Below are 19,967 nucleotides of genomic sequence, written 5' to 3'. Positions count from 1 at the left end.
TCGCCTTGTCTGTCTAACTTCGCTGCAGCGCATGAAAAGAGGACCTCATGGTACCGGGAAAACCGCCTAACCATTCGAAGCCCAACGACGAGCCGGTCACGATTGATCTGGAAGCCGAAAAAACTGCGCAGGACGCGGCCCCTGAGGATATGACGGAGCGCACCCACGACGAATTCGGCTCCTCCTCCGCCAATGAAGTGGAAATGCCGCTGGAGGCCGACAAGGAGCCGTTGCGCGAGGAAACTCGCGAGCCCATCCCTGATCCCGCCCCGGAAGAGCCGCAGGCCACGACGACGCGACAGGCCGAGCCTCATCCCTCCTATGCCGAAGAGCCGCAGCGACGGGAAGGTTCAACCTCCGGCCTGATCGCCGCTGGCATCGTCGGCGGCTTGATTGCGCTCGTTTGCGCCGGCGCCGTTCAATATGCCGGCCTCTTGCCGGGCGGCAGCTCACGCAAGGACAGTACCGCCGATATCGCCGCACTCAACGCGCAGATTGATGGGTTGAAGCAGAGCATCGCGAACCTTGCCGCAGCACCTGCAGCCAAGCCCGACGACGCGCTTGCTGCCCGCATCTCAGCGCTTGAAACGGCTGCCGCCAACGGCACCTCGACCGGCGGATCGGCGGGAACAACAAGCGGCGACGCTGATCAGAAGATCGCGTCCCTGAGTACGGAAATCGATCAGTTGAAGACGGACCTCGGCAAGGCAACCCAAAGCCAGGCCAGCTCCGACGCTGAGGTCGGCAAGCGTCTCGATGACGCCGAAAAGAAGCTCAATCAACCGAGCCAGGAGAATGCTGTCGCCCGCGCTATCGCCGCCGCGGCGCTGAAGGCGGCGATCGACCGGGGCGGACCCTTCCAGCCCGAGCTCGACACCTTCGCCAATGTCGCCTCGGACGACCCCGCCGTTGCCGATCTCAAGACCTTCGCCCAGACGGGTGTTCCCTCCCGCGCCGACCTGATCCGTCAGGTCACCGATGTCGCGACCGCCATTGTCGCCACGACTGAGAGCAACGACCCGAACCAGAGCTGGAGCGACCGCCTGATGTCGAGCGCCAAGACCCTGGTGCAGGTCCGCCCCGTCGGCAATGTCCCCGGTGACGGCATCGATGCGGTCGCCGCACGTTTCGAAGACAAGGTGAAAAATGGCGATCTGCCGGGCGCGGTGACGGAGTGGAACAGCCTGCCCGAAACAGCCAAGTCGGCCTCCGCCGCCTTCAAGCAATCGCTGGAAGCCCGCATCCGCGTCGAGGATCTGGTGAGCGATGCGCTGTCGAAGGCAATCGCCAATACCGGGAAACAGAATTAAGGACGGAGCGCAGGAATGATCAGACTGCTTATCTTCGCCGTTTTCGTCCTGGCACTCGGCTACGGCTTCTCTTGGCTCGCGGATCGCCCCGGCGATCTTTCGCTGGTCTGGGAAGGCCAGCTTTACCAGACCAGGCTGATCGTGGCCGCCGGCATCCTGATCGCACTGATCGCCGCCGTCATGATCCTCTGGTGGTTCCTGCGCTTAATCTGGACCTCGCCGCATTCGGTCACCCGCTATTTCCGCGCCCGCAAGCGCGACCGCGGCTATCAGGCGCTCTCCACCGGTCTGATCGCTGCCGGTGCCGGCAACGCCCTGCTTGCCCGGAAGATGGCGGCGCGCACGCGTGGCCTGATCCGTGCAGACCAGGAGCCCCTCATCAACCTGCTCGAGGCGCAAGCGGCGCTGATCGAAGGCAAGCACGACGAGGCGCGCCAGAAATTCGAGCTGATGGCCAACGATCCGGAAACCCGCGAACTGGGATTGCGCGGCCTTTATCTGGAAGCCAAGCGCCTCGGCGCGCACGAAGCGGCGCGGCAATATGCCGAAAAGGCGGCCGATCAGGCTCCCTATCTGCCCTGGGCAGCACAGGCGACGCTCGAATATCGCAGCCAGGCCGGCCGCTGGGATGATGCCATCAAGCTTCTCGACCAGCAGAAGGTCGCCCATGTCGTCGACAAGACCACGGCCAACCGCCAGCGCGCCGTGCTGCTGACGGCACGCGCCAACGACAAGCTGGAGAGTGATCCGGCAGGCGCCCGCGACGATGCGCTTGCGGCCCTGAAGCTCGTGGCCGATTTCGTGCCTGCTGCCTTGATTGCGGCGAAAGCTCTCTTCCGCGAAGACAAGGTACGCAAGGCCGCATCCATGCTCGAGCAGGTCTGGAAGGCGCATCCGCACCCCGAGATCGGCAAGGCCTATGTGCGTGCTCGCAGCGGCGATTCCGTCATCGACCGGCTGAAGCGGGCCGAACGGCTGGAGGCCATCCGCCCGAACAATGTCGAAGCGCTGCTGCTGACGGCAAAAGCAGCGCTGGATGCCGGTGATTTCAACAAGGCTCGTGCCAAGGGCGAAGCCGCCGCGAGGATCGATGCGCGCGAAGGCGCCTTCATGCTCCTGGCCGATATCGAGGAAGCCGAAACCAACGATCAGGGCCGCGTACGTCACTGGATGGCGCAGGCCTTGCGGGCTCCGCGCGATCCGGCCTGGGTCGCCGATGGTTTCGTATCCGACAAATGGCTGCCGCTGTCGCCGGTCACGGGCCGCCTCGACGCCTTCGAATGGAAAGCCCCATTCGGCCAGATCGAGGGACCTGTGGAAGAGGGTTCTGCCGTGTCCGTCGATGCGGCGTTGAAATCGCTGCCGCCGATGCGCGAAGCAGTTCCCGCAACCGTGACCGAGAAGTCGACCTCACCGAAAGTTGCATCGCCGGCAGCCGATACCTATGTCATGGAGTTGGAGCCGACGGCGACAAAGCCTGCGCCCGACGCATCCGCCGCAGCGCCAGAGCCGGCGCAACAGGAGCCGGAACCACGGCCCTTCTTCGGTGGTGCGCCGGACGATCCGGGCGTGAAAAACCCAAGACTTGAACCGGAACCCAAGACACGGCTCAAGTTGTTCTAGAGCATGGTGCTCCCCAAGAACCCTGCTCGACTTGTTTTGAGAATGGAAACGGATGTTTGAACGCTTTCAGGAATTCTTCCATAGCCTGACCCAGGATCGCCCCAAATCCGGCTTTGCTCCCGATGATCCGCGCATAGCGGTGGCGGCACTCTGCATCCAGGTCATGGAAGCGGACGGCAAGGTTGAGAACAGCGAAAAGAAGCGGCTGCGCAAGCTGCTGAAGGAGCAATACGGCCTGGACGGCCGTCAGCTCGATCGGCTGATCGCTGCCGGCGAGGAGGCCGAAAGCGAGGCCGTCGACTATTATCGCTTCACCTCGGACTTGAAGCGCCATCTCGACAACGCCCAGCGGCTGGAGCTGCTCGGCATTCTCTGGGATATCGTCTATGCCGACGGCGAGCGCAGCGAGATGGAAGACCACGCGATCTGGCGCATCGCCGACCTCATGGGCATTTCCGATCGCGAACGCATCATGAAGCGCCAGGAGGCAGCAGCCCGCGCGCCCGGTTCCAAGATGGAGACAGGCAATGATGATTGAAGCGCCGAAGAGCGCTGGCCGCCTCATTTTGATCGTGCTCCATCAGGAGCACTCCAGTCCCGGTCGCGTCGGCCAGATGCTGCTGCAAAAGGGCTACGATCTCGATATCCGCCGCCCCGTTCTCGGCGAAGGCCTGCCCTCCACGCTTGCGGCCCATGCCGGCGCCGTCATCTTCGGCGGCCCGATGAGCGCCAACGACCCGGACGAGTTCGTCAAGGCCGAGATCGACTGGCTGAAGATCCCGCTCAAGGAAAATCGTCCCTATCTCGGCATCTGTCTCGGCGCGCAGATGCTCGCCCGACATCTGGGCGCCAAGGTGAAAGCGCGCGACGACGGCAAGACCGAGATCGGCTGGTATGCGCTAAATCCGACGGAAAAGGGCCGGTTGCTGATGCGCTGGCCGCAGATGGTCTATCATTTCCATCGCGAGGGTTTCGAGCTGCCGCGCGGCGCCGATCTGCTCGCCACGGCCGAGACCTATCCCAACCAGGCCTATCGCTACGGCGCCAACGCCTGGGGCCTGCAGTTCCATGCCGAACTCACGCGCGCCATGATGCAGCGCTGGGTCGTGCATGGCGAACACCGTTTCTGCATGCCGAACGCCCAACAGGGCCGCGAGCATCTGGAAGGCCGCATGATCTTCGATCCGGCGCTCAAGGCCTGGCTTTCCGAATTCCTCGACATGGTATTCGCAGGCAAGCAGGCAATGGCTGCCTGAGGCGCCTGACGCCTTAGCCTGCTGGAAGACTTTGGTCGTATTGATCGATCGCGTGACGCACCGATCCTGCATATCGCTTCAGCTTTTCGGCATCCGAGATAAGGGCATCCCTTATCCCTCTCGGGATCTCCAGCTGAACCCCGACATTCCGCTTGCCGCGGTTGCACATGTTGCCGACAGAGGTCCCCGCTAGTGCCTCCCCCTTCACTCTTGCAACAGCCCTGAAGTCATTCTGACTCAATGCCTGCGCGATCAGGTCGCGAAGCAACGTATCGAGGCCGCCCACCCAGGTTGTTTCCGGATCGCTCCTATCCATGCGGCCATGAATGGCGACGACGACTAACGATTTGGTCACCAGGCTGCGGGCCATCGGCTCGTCGAAATGCTCGGAGGTGACGTGCAACTCATGATGCAGCCTGTCCGCGCCCAGACCCTCGAAGCAGTAGAAGGAAAAATGCTCAGACGCTATTTCCAGCGCAATCTCCGAGGTGGCGGGTTCGATGAAGCCGCCATGAGGAGCAATAATGGCGACACGGGACGATCGATCTTCCAATCGGATACGATAGTCGACACCCTCGATCTTATGCTCACGCAGCGCTGAAAACGAACCATATCGATCCGGCTGCCTTGCCATGCCGCAATCTCACGCCGGCTGCGGATCGCCGTCGCGATCGGGCGCGTTCAGGCTGTCGATCTGGCGAAGCTGCGGGAAGCCCGTCGCCCAGACAGCGGCAACGGCAAGCGTGCCGATGCCGCCGATGACGACGGCGGGGATCGCGCCGAAATAGTGAGCCATGGTGCCGGCACGGAACTCGCCGAGCTCGTTCGACGCCCCGACGAAGACCATGTTGACGGCATTGACACGGCCGCGCACGTGATCCGGCGTCCAGAGCGTGATCAAGGTTTCGCGGACATAGACCGAGATCAGGTCGGATGCCCCCATGATGGCGAGTGCGGCAATCGACAGCCAGGCCGTATGCGAAATGCCGAAGATCAGCGTTCCCAGACCGAACAAGGCGACGCCGATGAACATGCAGATCCCGGCGCGATGCCGGATGGGATAGGTCGCCAGAAACAGGCCCATGGCGATCGCGCCGAAGCTCGGCGCTGCGCGCAGCAGGCCAAGACCCCAGGGGCCGAGCGTCAGGATATCGCGTGCAAAGATCGGCATCAGGGCAACTGCGCCGCCGAGCAGCACGGCGAAGAGATCGAGCGAGATCGCGCCGAGCACCACTTTTTCCGACCAGATGAACCGGAAGCCGGCGAGCATTTCGTTCAGGCTTCGCGCCTCATGGGCGACGCGCTGCTGCGGCTTTGGGATCAGGAAGGTCAGCACCGAACCGGCCGCAAAGAAAAGAACGGCCACCGTATAGGCAACCTCGGGGCCGACGCCATAAAGCAGGCCGCCCGCCACCGGACCGAGGATAGCTGCGGCGTCCCATGACATCGAATTCCACGTGATGGCATTCGTCAGGTCTTCGGGCGGGATGAGATTGGGCGCCAGCGATTGCGTCGCCGGCGTCATGAAGGCGCGTTCGATGCCGAAGACCGTGAGGATCATGAAGACCGGCAGCGGCGCGAAGGTGCCGGAGACCGTCAGGAACAGTAGGGCGGCCGTACAGAGGGTGCCGACGAAAATGCAGATGGCCGCAATCATGCGCCTGTTGTAGCGGTCGGCAACCGTGCCCGTCACAAGGATAAGCAACAACGACGGCAGGAACTGTACCAGGCCGATAAGGCCGAGATAGATCGGCTGGCCGGTATGCGCATACATCTGCCAACCAACGGAAACGCTGACCATTTGGGTGGCGAAGCCAGTCAGAAACCGCGCAAAGAAGAAATAGGTATAGGCGATGTGCCTGAAGGCGGCAAACCGGTCTCCGCTTGCAGCGAACGACATGGGGCGAGACTTTCCGGCGCGGCGGCCTGCACAAAAAGCACGCTCGGCTGCCTTTTAAACATGATTCAACATGCATCAGTGCATGGGACTTGCCCGTTTAGTCGTCAATGTCTACATGTCTGTCAACCGCGAAATGGAGACGGATATGCTCGCCTTATTTCAAACCATTGATCTGGCTTTGAATCTTTATACCTGGGTGCTGATCGCCAGCGCCATCTTTTCATGGCTCCATGCTTTCAATGTCATCAATTCGAGCAATCAGTTCGTCAACTCGGTCGGCAATTTCCTCTATGCGGTGACGGAGCCGGCATTGCGCCCGATCCGCCGCATCCTGCCTGATCTCGGCGGCATCGACATCTCGCCCGTCATCCTGCTTCTGATCATCTTCTTCGTCCGCTCGCTGATGTGGAACTCGCTCGTTCCGCTTTTCATACGGTGAACAAGCCCTGGCAGGCATCTTCGGATCACCTGCGGCTTTCCGTTCGTCTCACGCCCAACGGCGGGCGTGACGCCATCGATGGCGTGGAGACCGGCAGCGACGGCGAGTGCTATCTGAAGGCGCGTGTCTCGGTCGCCCCGGAAAAGGGTAAGGCCAACAAGGCGCTGATCGCGCTCATCGCCAAGAGCATCGGCATCCCCAAATCCGCGCTCAGTCTGGTCAGCGGCGACACCGCGCGTAAAAAAATCCTCCGGATCGAGGGCGAGCCGGAGGATTTGATAGGAAGATTAAACGCTATTGCGAAGGACTGATCAGGCCTTCTTGGCGCGCTCGATGGCTTCGAGAATGAGCTCACCAGCTTCCTTGGAGCCGCCCCAGCCAAAGATCTTCACCCACTTGCCGGGCTCCAGGTCCTTGTAGTGCTCGAAGAAATGCTCGATCTGCTTCAGCGTGATCTCGGGCAGGTCGGTATGTTCCTTGACCTTCTCGTAGCGCAGCGTCAGCTTCGGCGAGGGAACGGCGATGATCTTCTCGTCCCTTCCGGAATTGTCTTCCATCTTCAGCACGCCGATCGGGCGGACATTGATGACGCAGCCCGGAACCAGCGGACGGGTGCTGGCGATGAGGACGTCGATCGGGTCGCCGTCTTCGGAGAGCGTGTGAGGAACGAAGCCGTAATTGCCCGGATAGGTCATCGGCGTGTAGAGGAAACGGTCGACGACCAGCGTGCCGGCCTCCTTGTCCATTTCATACTTGATCGGATGACCGCCGACCGGCACTTCAACGATGACGTTGACGTCTTCGGGCGGGTTCTTGCCAATGGAAATCGCGTCGATGCGCATGCGTGTCCCCTAATAAGGATGGTTGCCGCCAGCCAAATAATAGGAATCATGGCGCAACGCAACAATCCATCGAGAAAGCGGAGGATTTAGTTGGCATCAGGGCCAGACAAAACCGATCTTCTTCAGCTGTCGATGGTCGAAGGTTTCGATGCCCTCGCAGAAATCGGCGCCACCCTGCCCACGATAAAACTGGTAGGCATTTTCGTTTTCCTCGAGGCACCAGACGACGAGCCCCTTGCAGCCGAGCGACTTCAACAGCCGGCGCGCCTCGCCGAAAAGCATCCGCCCGAGGCCGAGGCCCTGATATTGCGGGCGCAGATAAAGCTCATAGATCTCGCCTTCCTGCGGAAGGGCGCGGGCGCGGTTGAGCCCAAGTGTAGCGTAACCGGCAATCTCGCCGGCGACATCGAGAACCAGCAGTGTCGCCGGACCGCTGGTTGCCTTGCGCCACCAAGATTCGCCACGGCGTTCGATCATCTGGCCGAGTGCGCGATGCGGAATAATGCCGGCATAGGTGTACTGCCACGACTGGCGGTGCACCTCCGAAATGGCCCGGGCGTCATGGGGTTCTGCCCGCCGAACATCAATCGACAACGTCTTCATAACGTCTACTCTGGTCTCGCGACTCCGAATTAACCATCCTCATTCATAAGGACGGCGGACTTGCCCACAGCCTTTATCCGTGGACGATTGCTGAAAATTAACGCCTTTTTAACCTTTCCCACAAGGGTCCAAAAATCGAACACACAAAATAAAACCCCGGCACAATGGCCGGGGTTGGATGCTTCAAAGCGATACAGGTTGGCTGTTAAGCGCTACGCGACTTTTCGAAGCGCTTGCGCTCATTCGGGTCGAGATACATCTTGCGCAGGCGAATCGACTTCGGCGTGACTTCCATCAGCTCGTCGTCCTGGATCCAGGAGAGGGCGCGGTCGAGCGTCATGCGGATCGGCGGCGTCAGCTTCACGGCCTCGTCCTTGTTGACCGAGCGGATGTTGGTCAATTGCTTGCCCTTGAGGACGTTGACTTCAAGGTCGTTGTCGCGGGTATGAATGCCGATAATCATGCCGGCATAAACCTTTTCACCCGGATCGATGATCATCGGACCGCGGTCTTCAAGGTTGAACATCGCGTAGGCAACAGCTTCGCCGGAAGCGTTGGAGAGCAGGACGCCGTTGGAGCGGCCGCCGATCGCGCCCTTGAAGGGCTGATAATCATGAAACAGACGGTTCATGATCGCGGTGCCGCGCGTATCCGTCAGCAGTTCCGACTGATAGCCGATGAGACCGCGGGTCGGCGCGAAGAATTTCAGGCGCAGACGATTGCCGCCGGACGGACGAAGCTCGACCATTTCGGCCTTGCGCTCCGACATCTTCTGCACGACGACACCAGAATGTTCTTCATCGACGTCGATGACGACTTCTTCGATCGGCTCCAGCATCTGGCCGGTGGCCTCGTCCTTGTGCATGACGACGCGCGGACGCGATACGGCAAGCTCGAAGCCTTCGCGGCGCATGGTTTCGATCAGAACGGCGAGCTGCAATTCGCCGCGGCCGGAGACGTAGTACGAGTCCTTTCCTTCGGCTTCTTCGATCTTCAGCGCGACATTGCCTTCGGCTTCCTTGAAGAGGCGATCGCGGATGACGCGTGACGTGACCTTGTCGCCTTCGGTGCCAGCGAGCGGGCTGTCGTTAACGATGAACGACATGGTGACGGTCGGCGGATCGATCGGCTGAGCGTGCAGCGCCTCGGTGACGGACGGATCGCAGAATGTGTCGGCGACGGTGCCCTTGGACAGACCAGCGATGGCGACGATATCGCCTGCATGGGCTTCCTCGATGGGCGTGCGCTCGATGCCGCGGAAGGCGAGGATTTTGGAAATGCGGCCGGTTTCGATCAGCTTGCCGTCCTGGCCCAGAACCTTGACGGCCTGGTTCGGCTTGATCGAGCCGGAATGAATGCGGCCAGTGATGACGCGGCCGAGGAAGGGATTGGCTTCGAGAAGCGTGCCGATCATGCGGAATGCGCCATCTTCTTCGCCGACACTCGGCTCCGGCACATGCTTCAGCACGAGATCGAGAAGCGGGCCAAGGCCATCCTCAACTGGGCCTTCCGGTGAATAGTTCATCCAGCCGGCGCGGCCCGAGCCGTAAAGGATCGGGAAATCGAGCTGCTCGTCGGTGGCGTCCAGTGCTGCGAAGAGATCGAAGACTTCGTTGACAACTTCCTCATGGCGCGCATCGGGGCGGTCGATCTTGTTGATCGCAACGATCGGGCGAAGGCCGACCTTCAGCGCCTTGCCGACCACGAATTTGGTCTGCGGCATCGGGCCTTCCGAGGAATCGACCAGCACGATGGCGCCATCGACCATCGAAAGGATGCGCTCGACTTCACCGCCGAAGTCGGCGTGGCCTGGCGTGTCGACGATGTTGACGCGAACGCCCTTCCATACGACGGAAGTCGCCTTGGCGAGAATGGTGATGCCACGCTCTTTTTCCAGATCGTTGGAATCCATCATGCGCTCAACGGTGCGCTGGTTCTCGCGGAAGGAACCGGACTGCTTCAGAAGCTCGTCGACGAGGGTGGTTTTCCCATGGTCAACGTGCGCGATGATCGCGATGTTGCGGAGTGCCATAATGTTATATCTCTGAGGCTGGGGCGCTATATAAAGTAAACACGCCAATTACGTTTGGCGCGCTCATAGCCTTTTTTTCGCGATTGCGAAAGGGGGGAGGCGCGAAAGCTCGCTTGCACGCCTCTTCAACCCATCAAACGGCACCGTCCCGACATTCAGGCCTAACGGCGAACATCAGGCCGCCAGCCCCTTCTTCTTCAGCATCGCATCCGGGCTCGGCAGCTTGCCGCGGAAGGCCTTGTAGGCATCTTCCGGGTCGATCGAGCCGCCGACGGAATAGATGTTGGCCTTGAGTTTCTCGGCCATCTCGGCATTGAAGGCGTCGCCGGTTTCCTCGAAGGCGGAAAAGGCGTCGGCATCAAGCACTTCCGACCACATGTAGGAATAATAGCCAGCCGAATAGCCGTCGCCGGCAAATACATGCTGGAAGTGCGGGGTGGCATGACGCATGACGATCGATTTCGGCATGCCGATCTCGGCAAGCACTTGCCCCTGCACCGCCATCGGATCCTCGACGGCGCCGTGGGTATGGAACGCCATGTCGACCAGCGCCGACGAGGTGAACTCCACCGTGTTGAAGCCGGCATTGAAAGTGCGAGCCGCCAGCACCTTGTCGAGCAGCGCCTGCGGTATCGGCGCGCCGGTCTCGTAGTGGACGGCATATTCCTTCAGGATGGCGGGCACAGTCAGCCAGTGCTCGTAAAGCTGCGACGGCAGTTCTACGAAATCGCGGGAAACGCTGGTGCCCGATACAGAGGGATAGGTGACGTTCGAAAGCATGCCGTGCAGCGCATGGCCAAACTCGTGGAACAGCGTGCGCGCATCGTCAAGCGACAGCAGCGCCGGCTTGCCCTCGGCGGGCTTGGCGAAATTGCAGACATTGTAGATGATCGGTAGTTCGCCGACTTTGCCGTTCTCCAGCGGCAATTTATGCTGCGATTGGAACGAGCTCATCCAGGCGCCGGAGCGCTTGGAACCGCGGGCAAAATAATCGCCGAGGAACAGCGCGACGAGCTTGTCGGAACGGTCGCGGATCTCGAAGACGCGCACATCGGGATGATAGGCGGGAACACCCTTCTGCTCGACGGCATGAATGCCGAACAGGCGGCCGGCGACATCGAAGCAGGCGGCAATGATCTTTTCCAGCTGCAGATAGGACTTGAGTTCCGTTTCGGAGAAATCGAACTTCCGCGTCCGGATCTTTTCGGCATAGTGCCGCCAGTCCCAGGGCATGACCTCGTGGTTGCGGCCTTCTTCCGCTATCAGCCCGGCGATATCCCGCTCTTCCTCGGCGGCGCGGGCCGCAGCCTTCGGCCACACGGTCATGAGGAGCTGGTTCACCGCGTCAGGCGTCTTCGCCATGGTGTTGTCGAGCTTCAATTCGGCAAAGTTGCCGTAGCCGAGCAGCTTCGCCTTCTCGGCTCTCAGCGCCAACATCTCGCGAATGATCTCGCGATTGTCTGTCTTGCCGCCATTGGCGCCGCGTGCCACCCATGCCTTGAAGGCCTGCTCGCGCAGATCACGGCGCTCGGATGATGTCAGGAACGGTTCGATGATCGAGCGTGACAGCGTGACGGCATATTTGCCCTCTTCGCCGCGCTCACGTCCCGCCGCCGCCATCGCATCGCGCAGATAGCTAGGAAGGCCGGCGAGATCGGCCTCCTCGGACAACAGAAGCGCCCAGTCCTTTTCATCGGCAAGCACATTCTGGCCGAACTGGGCACCGAGGCCGGCAAGCTTTTCGTTGATCGCGGAAAGCCGCTCCTGCTCCGCCTTCGGCAGCTTGGCACCCGACTTTACGAAGCCCTTCCAGTGCCGCTCGAGCACGCGGGTTTCCTCCAGCGTCAGACCGAGTTCGTCACGGCCTTCCCAGAGAGCGTCGAGGCGGGCAAAGAGCGCGGCATTCGTGCCGATCTTCGAATAATGCCGCGCCATCTTCGGCGCGATTTCGCGCTCCAGCGCCTGGATCGTCTCGTTGGTATGGGCGCCGGCCTTGTTCCAGAAGAGCGCTGATATGCGCGACAGCTCATCGCCGGCGATTTCGAGCACGGTCACCGTATTGGCAAAGGTCGGCGCTTCGCTGTCCTTGGCGATCGTATCGATCTCCGCCTCGTGAGCGGCCAGCGCCGCATCGAAGGCGGGAGCGAAATCCGTGTCCTTCACCGCGTCGAAGCGTGGCAGGCCTTGATGTCCGGTCCATTCGACGAGCGCGGGATTTACGGCGGCGTGGGAAGACATGCAGGGCATCCTTTCGACAGATATCTGATCGAAGCACGATATAAGGCCCGCCCCGCCAAATTGGTATGGCGGCGACAAACAAATTCATGGGGGAAGGATCAGGCCTTGCGCCAGCCGAGCAGGCCAGGCGTCGCGTGCCAGAGCGCCTGCGCCGCGAAGCCCATGAAGAGCACGCCGGAGCAGCGCACGATCAGCCGCTCATGCGCGCGATAAAAACGCCGCACGGCGCCCGCACCGATGATGCTGATCAGGATGATATCAGCGGTAACGAAGCCGGCGAAGGAAACGGTGACCAACAGCGGCAATGCGCTGAAGGTCAGCGCGCCGGCGGAGCCCGCCACCAAAGCGGTGAACGTCGCCAGCGCCACCGGATATCCCTTCGGGTTGGTGACGCCGAAGATCAGGCCCCGGCGAAACGGCCGGTCGACATTGACAAGCGATTTCCCATCTCCCTTCGGCTTGGCCGTCACCGCGCTCCAGCCGATCCAAGCAAGATAGAAGCCGCAAAGCAATCCCAGGAGATCGAAGACGAAGGTGCCGATTGTCTTGGCGCCGACGATGGCGACCAGCGCAAGCGAGGACCAGACGATATCGCCCAGCAGATGGCCGCTGACGAAAAATGCGCCGGCCTTGCGCCCCTGCCCTGCGCCGATGCCGAGCAGCGCCAGAAAAGCGGGGCCGGGAATAAGGACATAGAACAGCGCGGCCAGAAAAGCGCCGACAACAAGCGATTGCGTCATGATGAAGGTCCCCACTGCTGATCGCGCGAGAGTAGCAACCTGCTGAATCGGGTCAAGTCGCTGTTCGTTTTATGACAGAAGAAGCCGTTGTGTTCATGGGTCTAAACCAATAAGAACGTATCGGGGCCCAAAACTGAAAAGCGTAGGTAGGGAAGCGCTTATGAACAGCAGGATTAATACGGATTCGCTCGCTTTTCTTGTGAGCGATTGCGCCCGATTGATCAGGACGGCCTTCGAGCGACGTATTCTTGTCGCAGGGCTCGGCCTGACAGCGGGTGAAGCACGAACGCTGATGCAGGTCGCCGCCATCAATGGTAGCCGGCAACTCGACATCGCCTCCCGCATGGGGTTGGAGCCGATGACGGTCAGCGCCTTTCTGGACAAATTGCAGGCGCGAGGCCTGATCGAACGCCAACCCGACCCGCTCGACCGCCGCGCCAAGCGGATCGTCTTGTCGGAAACGGCCGACGCCAAGCTGAAGCAGATTGACAGAGAGGTCTACGAGGTCGAGCGCAATGCGACGCAAGGCTTCGATGAGGGGCTGCAGACGCAGCTGCACGACGCGCTCTGCGCGTTCCGCAGCAATCTGCAGAAGGCCGAATTGCCTGCCGAGACCGAACGTGAGCTAAGACCGGTCGACTAGGGCAATTCCAGGAAAGTGCGTAGCGGTTTTCCGTCCGGAATTGCACAAAACAAGAACATAGAGCGGTTAGGCGTTTCACGGAATCGCCTAACCGCTCTATGTCCGGCACGGCTTCCACTTTCCAACAAGAAAAACCCGCCTCCGGCAACCGGAAGCGGGTCTTTTGGTGTTTGGATTCTGATTACTTCGACAGGTTGCGCTTGGCGAGCGTGCGCAGGCGCAAAGCGTTGAGCTTGATGAAACCAGCTGCGTCCTTCTGGTCGTAGGCGCCCTGGTCATCCTCGAAGGTGACGAGCTTGTCGGAGTAGAGCGACTTCTCGCTTTCGCGGCCAATGGTCATGACATTGCCCTTGTAGAGCTTCAGCGTCACTTCGCCTTCGACATGCTCCTGGCTCTTGTCGATGAGGGCCTGCAGCATCTCGCGCTCCGGCGAGAACCAGAAGCCGTAATAGATGAGCTCGGCATAGCGCGGCATCAGCTCGTCCTTGAGGTGCGCGGCACCGCGGTCGAGCGTGATGGATTCAATGGCGCGATGGGCCGCGAGCAGGATCGTGCCGCCGGGCGTTTCGTAGACGCCGCGCGACTTCATGCCGACATAGCGGTTCTCGACAAGGTCGAGACGGCCAATGCCGTTGTCGCGACCGTAATCGTTGAGCTTTGCCAGCAGCGTCGCCGGGCTCAGGCGCTCACCGTTGATCGAGACGGCATCGCCCTTTTCGAAGCCGATCTTGATGACCGTCGCCTTGTCGGGAGCAGCTTCCGGGGAAATCGTGCGCATATGCACATACTCCGGCGCTTCCTGCGACGGATCTTCCAGAACCTTGCCCTCTGAGGAGGAGTGCAGAAGGTTGGCGTCAACGGAGAACGGCGCCTCACCCTTCTTGTCCTTGGCAACCGGAATCTGATGCTTCTCGGCAAATTCGAGCAGGTCGGTACGGCTCTTGAACGACCAGTCGCGCCAGGGAGCGATGATCTTGATGTCCGGGTTCAGCGCATAGGCAGACAGCTCGAAACGAACCTGGTCGTTGCCCTTGCCCGTCGCGCCGTGCGCGATGGCGTCAGCGCCGGTCTTCCTGGCGATCTCGATCAGGTGCTTGGAGATCAGCGGACGGGCAATCGACGTGCCGAGCAGGTAGACGCCTTCGTAGACGGCATTGGCGCGGAACATCGGGAAGACGAAATCGCGCACGAATTCCTCGCGCACATCCTCGATATAGATTTCCTTGATGCCGAGCATTTCGGCCTTCTTGCGCGCCGGCTCCAGCTCTTCGCCCTGGCCGAGATCGGCGGTGAAGGTAACAACCTCCGCACCCAGTTCCGTCTGCAGCCACTTCAGGATAATCGAGGTGTCGAGACCGCCGGAATAGGCGAGAACGACTTTCTTCACGTCTTTATGTGATGCCATGATGAGATCCGTTTCAATGCAAGCCGAAGGAAAGGCCCGCAAACCCTGTGTCGCGGCACTTTTAGCGAGATTATCGCGAGGCGCAAGGGGAGGTGCGGCATCGCAGCCTCGCGCGCGGGTTTGACTCGCCTCCGGAAAGCACCATATTCGCCGGCGAGCAAGCAAGCCTCGGAGGGCACCCCTTTGACCGATATTCAAGACATTTTCAAGAAATCCAATGTTGCCGTCATCACCGGAGGCGCGTCCGGCATCGGCTTTGCCGCGGCGAAATATTTCGCCTCACGCGGCATGAGCGTCGTCATTGCCGATCTCGGCGGCGACCGACTGGCGGAAGCGAGCGCCGAGCTCAAGACGATCACAGGCGAAGAGCATGTGATGGCCATCGAGACCGATGTCGCCAGCAAGGACTCGTTGGAAGCGCTGGAGCGCGCAGTCCTGCAACGCTTCGGCCGGGTTCATGTGCTGATGAACAATGCCGGCGTCGGGCCGGAAACCTCGATCTTCAGCGCACAGGCCGGCTGGGACGCCATCCTCGGCGTCAATCTGCTCGGCGTCATCAACGGCACGCGCGCCTTCGGACCCGGCATGCTGGCCCACGGCGAACCGGGTGTTATCATCAACACCGGCTCGAAGCAGGGCATCACCACGCCACCGGGCAATCCGGCCTACAATGTTTCGAAGGCCGGCGTGAAAGTGTTCACCGAAGCGCTGCAGCACGAGCTGCGCAATACCGCGGGCGCGAAGATCTCGGCCCATCTCCTCATCCCCGGTTTCGTCTTCACCGGCCTCACCAAGGGCGAGCGCAGGGAAAAGCCGGCTGCCGCCTGGACGCCGGAGCAGACGATCGACTTCATGGTGGAAAGCCTCGGGCGCGGCGACTTCTATATTCTCTGCCCGGACAATGACGTGGCCCGACCGACCGACGAGCGCCGCATGCTTTGGGCCGCCGGCGATATTGTCGAAAACCGTCCGCCGCTGTCGCGCTGGCACCCCGACTATGCCGATCAATTCAAGGCATTTCTCGAAAAGAAGGATTGATTTGCAATCCCCCGAAAGCCGGATAAGAAACACGCATCCCCTATCCGGCTTTCGGAGCATCTCATGGACTTCATACCCAGCCTGCCGACCCTTCTCGCCTTTTCGGCGGCAAGCCTGTTGCTGGCGCTGACCCCCGGCCCCGACATGACGTTGTCGATCAGCCGCGCTTTGGCGCAGGGCAAGAAGGCAGCGCTTTTCGTCGTTCTCGGCACCAGCCTCGGCGTCATCGTTCACACCTGCCTGGTGGCCTTCGGCATTTCGGCGCTGATCACCGCCTCGCCGGTCGCCTTCACGGTACTGAAGACGGGTGGCGCCGCCTATCTTCTGTGGCTGGCGATCCAGGCGATCCGCTTCGGCTCCAGCCTGTCGATCAAGAAGGTCGACGCCGTCAAGGGCACGCCGCTCGCCAATATTTCCACCGGCTTCTCAGTCAATCTGCTGAACCCCAAGGTCATCATCTTCTTCATGACCTTCCTGCCGCAATTCGTCACGGCAGGCGATCCGGCCGTGACGCACAAGCTGCTGTTTCTCGGCTTCTTCTTCATCGTCATCGGCATTCCGGTGAACGTGCTCGTCGTTCTTGCCGCCGACGGCCTGTCGTCCTGGCTGCAGAGGAACCGGGGCGTCATGCGCGGCCTCGACTATGCCTTTGCCACCGTCTTCTCCATCTTCGCGGTGAAGATCTTCTTCACTCAGGCTCGTTGAGGACGGGACCACGCCCGGCGAACCGGCCGGCGATCCACCAATAGACGGTGGCGCTGGCCGCACCTAGGAAGGAAAAGCAGACCGCAATGGTTATCAGATTGAGGGTCTGCGGCCTTTCCACGCCGCCGGAAATCAGGATGGAGGCCACCGCCGACAAGACGGCGCCATAGATGGCATAGCCGTACCACCGACGCATGCCGCGCCATTCCAGAATGGGGATGACGATCAGCGACGGCAGAATGCTGACAATCATTGCAAGTTTGGTGAGCGCGACGGTCAGGACGAAAAGTTCGGGGGCTGCTGTCTCCGGCACCGTCCACGCGGCAACGCAGGCCAGCACGAAGCCCATCAGAGCACAAGCCGCGACATAGCCCCACAGGAGCCGGATCGGCTTGCGCAGTCCAACGAGCATCAATCTCAATCCTCGCCGTGATTGGCGATCATCATCGCTTCGAAGGCCAGACGTTCGGTCTTGCGCATGCGCTCCGATTCCGACTTCAGCTGGCCGCAGGCGGCGAGAATATCACGCCCGCGCGGCGTGCGGATCGGCGAAGCATAGCCGGCCGAATTGATGAAATCAGCGAACTTCTCGATCTGCTCCCACTCCGAACACTGGTAATTCGTGCCGGGCCAGGGATTGAAGGGGATCAGGTTGATCTTGGCCGGAATGCCCTTCAGCAGCTGGATCAATCCCTTCGCATCCTCGAGACTGTCGTTGACGCCTTTCAGCATCACATATTCGAAGGTAATGCGCCGCGCATTCGAAAGGCCGGGATAGGCGCGACAGGCATCCATCAGCTCCTTCAGCGGATATTTCTTGTTGATCGGCACCAGCATATCGCGCAGGTCGTCGCGCACCGCATGCAGCGAGATCGCCAGCATGACGCCGATCTCGTCGCCGGTGCGATAGATTTCCGGCACGACGCCCGAGGTCGAAAGGGTGATGCGTCGCTTCGACAGGGACAGGCCGTCGCCGTCGGAGGCGATCAGCAGCGCCGTCTTGACGCTTTCGAAATTATAAAGCGGCTCGCCCATGCCCATCATGACGACATTGCTGACCTTGCGGCCTTCCGCCGGCATGACCGTCCCTTGCGGCGCTTCGCGGTCCGGGAAATCGCCGAGCCGGTCGCGTGCCAGCAGCAGCTGCGACAGAATCTCCTCCGCCGTCAGGTTGCGCACGAGGCGCTGCGTGCCGGTGTGACAGAAGGAACAGGTCAGCGTACAGCCGACCTGACTGGAAATGCAGAGCGTGCCGCGGCCCTCTTCCGGAATATAGACGGCCTCAATCTCGACGGGACGGCCGGCGCCGCGCGGCGGGAAGCGCAGCAGCCATTTGCGGGTGCCGTCATTGGACACCTGCTCCTCGACGATCTCGGGACGCGCGATGGTGAAATGCGTCTTCAGCATCTCGCGCATGTCCTTCGAGACATTGACCATGGCATCGAAATCGGAGACGCCGCGCACGTAGATCCAGTTCCAGAGCTGGCTGACGCGCATCTTGATCTGCTTGTCGGCAACGCCCTTTTCCTTGAGCGCGGCACCCATTTCCTCGCGCGTCAAGCCGATGAGCGACGGTTTCGGCGAAAGCTCGACCGGCTGCGACAAGGGCATCGGCTTCAGTCTGGAGGGGGTCATGACATCGGTGGCGGACATAGGATCATTCCAACGGTTCACATCGGCGATGCCGCAAAAGCTGAAAAAAGCTGCGGATGCGGGCAAGCACGGAAATCTGAAGATTCATGCGGTGGCGGGACAAGCTGTCTGCCGCACACCTGCTGTTGGCGCGGCCTTTAGCACTAATTTGCGCTCTCGTCATCCCTTTCCCTCAAAAAGCAAAAGGCCGGTCAAACTGGCCGGCCTCTTCATTGCGGTCGCGGCGGCAGGGCGATCACATTGACGTGATCCCTTGGCCTTCGAACTTACTTGCAGTTCTCGATTTGCTTCAGCGCGGCGGTAACGCCCTTCAGCGAATAGGTATAGGAAGTGGCCGTACCCTTTTTCGAAGTCGCCGAAACCTTCAGCGAATGGCCGGACTTGAGGGCTGCGACCAATGCAGGCTCCTGCGCGGCATTCTCGACCCAGGCGGCCTTGTCCTTGGTGAACATCACGAAGGTCTTGTTGTCGATAATGACGTCGACCTTCGAGTTGTCCTTGAGCGGATAACCCATCATCGCCTGCGGTTCATAGGAGATGTTCTGGCCCGGACGCTGGGACACGATGAAGAAGTTGTCGCCATGGTCGATGCCAGCGGTCGGCGCCTTGGCGGTGGGCACGGAGAGAACGTAGCAGACCTTGCCCGCCGCGGACTGGTAGGAATAGGCGCCCCAGGCGTCGAACTGCTGGATGCGCGTGGGAGCCGCCGGCGCCGCTGCTGCCGCTGCCTGCGTCTGCTTCTTGGTCTGGGCGGAGGCAATGCCGGTGCCGGCGAGAACGAGCGAGAGGGCGATTGCGAAGCTTTTTACAAACATGGTTTCCTGCCGATTTCTTGCGGTCCAGAGCTCGTGGCGATCCGATTGACGCACGCCTATGCTCGTGAGCTGCCTTATTTTGACTTTATTCAGGTTACCAAACCGTCAACGGAGCGATCACCGCCCTTGGCTCCGTGCCATTTCAACCCAGGTATCGCGCAGAGCTTGAAACGCATCAGAAGGAGTTGGAAAACCCGGATGGTGGAACACCACCCTACGGGATCGATTTAAGACAGAAAGATTCAGGCAAGAATTTGTCCTCGCTAAAATCAGTGGAGCCTCATAAAGGTCTGGAAACCCGAGAGGATTCAGATCGATCCCTGTTGGGCGGGCATCAAGCCGCTTTCGCCGCCTCTGGCTCGTTCTCCAACGCCCTGTCGGCAGCGTCGTAATGTTCCTGGCGGATATGGCCCCTGATCATGCTGAAGGCGAGCGTCAGCACCGCGACATCGTCCGTAAAGCCGACCACGGCAAAAAAATCGGGGATAATATCGAACGGCATGACGAAATAGCCGAGCGCGGCCAGCAGGATGCCGCGGACGCGAGTCGGTGTCTGCGGATCGAACGCGCAATAGAAGGCGGCCACGACGTCGCGGGAAAACGGGATATGACGAGCCGCCTTCCGTAAGGTCGGCCAGAATTTGCTGCGCACCGTCTTCTCCTGCTCCTTTTGGGTTTCTTCATCACCAGGCATCAGGATTTCCCCGTACTTGATGTCATCCATT

General features: G+C 60.8%; 22 protein-coding genes. 10 read left to right on the top strand and 12 right to left on the bottom strand.

The annotated features are described in order from the left end of the window. Window positions 1-47: 47 nt before the first annotated feature. Genes JTP94_RS27710 through JTP94_RS27695 form a run of 4 tightly spaced genes read left to right on the top strand, consistent with a single transcriptional unit; the run spans window position 48 to window position 4,189 of the window. Window positions 48-1,310, top strand: coding sequence for a COG4223 family protein (locus JTP94_RS27710; protein WP_204853642.1), 1,263 nt, complete (start codon window positions 48-50; stop codon window positions 1,308-1,310). A 15-nt stretch (window positions 1,311-1,325) separates the two neighbouring features. Continuing rightward, window positions 1,326-2,933 carry a heme biosynthesis protein HemY gene (locus JTP94_RS27705; protein ID WP_204853641.1) on the top strand — a complete coding sequence of 536 codons (1,608 nt, stop codon included), beginning with the start codon at window positions 1,326-1,328 and terminating at the stop codon, window positions 2,931-2,933. Window positions 2,934-2,985: 52 nt separating this feature from the next. Then, window positions 2,986-3,471, top strand: a complete 486-nt coding sequence (locus JTP94_RS27700) for a TerB family tellurite resistance protein (protein WP_204853640.1) — start codon at window positions 2,986-2,988, stop codon at window positions 3,469-3,471. Continuing rightward, a complete protein-coding gene (locus tag JTP94_RS27695; RefSeq protein WP_204853682.1) occupies window positions 3,464-4,189 on the top strand; it encodes a glutamine amidotransferase in 726 nt (241 codons plus the stop codon). The genes JTP94_RS27700 and JTP94_RS27695 overlap by 8 nt, the downstream gene beginning before the upstream one ends. 13 nt (window positions 4,190-4,202) lie before the next feature. On the opposite strand, the gene JTP94_RS27690 is transcribed toward JTP94_RS27695, so the two are convergent. Both JTP94_RS27690 and JTP94_RS27685 read right to left on the bottom strand, forming a co-directional pair. Further along, window positions 4,203-4,823 carry a poly-gamma-glutamate hydrolase family protein gene (locus tag JTP94_RS27690; RefSeq protein WP_204853639.1) on the bottom strand — a complete coding sequence of 207 codons (621 nt, stop codon included), beginning with the start codon at window positions 4,821-4,823 and terminating at the stop codon, window positions 4,203-4,205. Between the two features lie 9 nt (window positions 4,824-4,832). Further along, a complete protein-coding gene (locus tag JTP94_RS27685) occupies window positions 4,833-6,089 on the bottom strand; it encodes an MFS transporter (protein WP_204853638.1) in 1,257 nt (418 codons plus the stop codon). A gap of 115 nt (window positions 6,090-6,204) precedes the next feature. Here JTP94_RS27685 and JTP94_RS27680 point away from each other — a divergent pair, with 115 nt between their 5' ends. Continuing rightward, on the top strand, window positions 6,205-6,528 hold the full coding sequence (locus JTP94_RS27680) for a YggT family protein (RefSeq protein ID WP_155295073.1): 324 nt from the start codon (window positions 6,205-6,207) through the stop codon (window positions 6,526-6,528). Then, on the top strand, window positions 6,525-6,839 hold the full coding sequence (locus tag JTP94_RS27675; protein WP_204853637.1) for a DUF167 domain-containing protein: 315 nt from the start codon (window positions 6,525-6,527) through the stop codon (window positions 6,837-6,839). Before JTP94_RS27680 ends, JTP94_RS27675 begins: the two co-directional genes overlap by 4 nt. Here JTP94_RS27675 and ppa read toward each other — a convergent pair whose 3' ends face one another. The 5 genes from ppa to JTP94_RS27650 all read right to left on the bottom strand — a co-directional run bounded on the left by ppa (window position 6,840) and on the right by JTP94_RS27650 (window position 12,983). Then, entirely contained in the window at window positions 6,840-7,370 is a 531-nt protein-coding gene (gene ppa / locus JTP94_RS27670; RefSeq protein WP_034508998.1) for an inorganic diphosphatase, read from the bottom strand. It lies immediately after the preceding gene. A 96-nt stretch (window positions 7,371-7,466) separates the two neighbouring features. Beyond that, a complete protein-coding gene (locus JTP94_RS27665) occupies window positions 7,467-7,973 on the bottom strand; it encodes a GNAT family N-acetyltransferase (RefSeq protein ID WP_034509000.1) in 507 nt (168 codons plus the stop codon). A gap of 205 nt (window positions 7,974-8,178) precedes the next feature. Beyond that, window positions 8,179-10,005: a translational GTPase TypA gene (gene typA, locus JTP94_RS27660; protein WP_204853636.1), complete on the bottom strand. Its 1,827-nt coding sequence runs from the start codon at window positions 10,003-10,005 to the stop codon at window positions 8,179-8,181. Window positions 10,006-10,179: 174 nt separating this feature from the next. After that, window positions 10,180-12,243, bottom strand: a complete 2,064-nt coding sequence (locus JTP94_RS27655) for a M3 family metallopeptidase (RefSeq protein ID WP_204853635.1) — start codon at window positions 12,241-12,243, stop codon at window positions 10,180-10,182. 98 nt (window positions 12,244-12,341) lie between these two features. Further along, window positions 12,342-12,983, bottom strand: a complete 642-nt coding sequence (locus JTP94_RS27650; RefSeq protein WP_034509003.1) for a LysE family translocator — start codon at window positions 12,981-12,983, stop codon at window positions 12,342-12,344. A gap of 160 nt (window positions 12,984-13,143) precedes the next feature. On the opposite strand from JTP94_RS27650, the gene JTP94_RS27645 reads away from it, so the two are divergent. After that, a complete protein-coding gene (locus JTP94_RS27645) occupies window positions 13,144-13,626 on the top strand; it encodes a MarR family winged helix-turn-helix transcriptional regulator (protein ID WP_204853634.1) in 483 nt (160 codons plus the stop codon). Window positions 13,627-13,807: 181 nt separating this feature from the next. Here JTP94_RS27645 and JTP94_RS27640 read toward each other — a convergent pair whose 3' ends face one another. Then, window positions 13,808-15,031 (bottom strand): argininosuccinate synthase, encoded by a 1,224-nt coding sequence (locus JTP94_RS27640; RefSeq protein ID WP_204853633.1) that lies wholly within the window; start codon window positions 15,029-15,031, stop codon window positions 13,808-13,810. A 183-nt stretch (window positions 15,032-15,214) separates the two neighbouring features. Here JTP94_RS27640 and JTP94_RS27635 point away from each other — a divergent pair, with 183 nt between their 5' ends. Then, entirely contained in the window at window positions 15,215-16,069 is an 855-nt protein-coding gene (locus tag JTP94_RS27635) for an SDR family NAD(P)-dependent oxidoreductase (protein WP_204853632.1), read from the top strand. Between the two features lie 63 nt (window positions 16,070-16,132). After that, entirely contained in the window at window positions 16,133-16,774 is a 642-nt protein-coding gene (locus tag JTP94_RS27630) for a LysE family translocator (protein WP_204853631.1), read from the top strand. Here the strand turns inward: JTP94_RS27630 and JTP94_RS27625 are convergent. Both JTP94_RS27625 and rlmN read right to left on the bottom strand, forming a co-directional pair. Beyond that, the gene (locus tag JTP94_RS27625) at window positions 16,758-17,186 is read right to left on the bottom strand and encodes a hypothetical protein (protein ID WP_204853630.1); all 429 of its coding nucleotides are present in this window, start codon (window positions 17,184-17,186) and stop codon (window positions 16,758-16,760) included. The genes JTP94_RS27630 and JTP94_RS27625 overlap by 17 nt on opposite strands. Window positions 17,187-17,191: 5 nt before the next feature. Beyond that, entirely contained in the window at window positions 17,192-18,427 is a 1,236-nt protein-coding gene (gene rlmN, locus JTP94_RS27620) for a 23S rRNA (adenine(2503)-C(2))-methyltransferase RlmN (RefSeq protein WP_204853629.1), read from the bottom strand. On the opposite strand from rlmN, the gene JTP94_RS27615 reads away from it, so the two are divergent. Continuing rightward, window positions 18,408-18,671, top strand: coding sequence for a hypothetical protein (locus JTP94_RS27615; protein WP_204853628.1), 264 nt, complete (start codon window positions 18,408-18,410; stop codon window positions 18,669-18,671). The two genes, rlmN and JTP94_RS27615, sit on opposite strands and share 20 nt — an antisense overlap. 22 nt (window positions 18,672-18,693) lie before the next feature. Here JTP94_RS27615 and JTP94_RS27610 read toward each other — a convergent pair whose 3' ends face one another. Together JTP94_RS27610 and JTP94_RS27605 are read right to left on the bottom strand one after the other, a co-directional pair. Beyond that, complete coding sequence (locus JTP94_RS27610) at window positions 18,694-19,242, bottom strand: invasion associated locus B family protein (RefSeq protein WP_037196846.1); 549 nt, start codon at window positions 19,240-19,242, stop codon at window positions 18,694-18,696. A gap of 334 nt (window positions 19,243-19,576) precedes the next feature. Continuing rightward, the gene (locus JTP94_RS27605; protein WP_204853627.1) at window positions 19,577-19,966 is read right to left on the bottom strand and encodes a YkvA family protein; all 390 of its coding nucleotides are present in this window, start codon (window positions 19,964-19,966) and stop codon (window positions 19,577-19,579) included. Window position 19,967: the final 1 nt, after the last annotated feature.

The sequence above is a fragment of the Martinezella lusitana genome (assembly GCF_016901135.1).
Taxonomy (GTDB): Bacteria; Pseudomonadota; Alphaproteobacteria; order Rhizobiales; family Rhizobiaceae; genus Rhizobium; species Rhizobium lusitanum_D.
The sequence above is the reverse complement of the archived record's forward strand: the minus strand, read 5'-3'. Positions and strand labels throughout refer to the sequence as shown.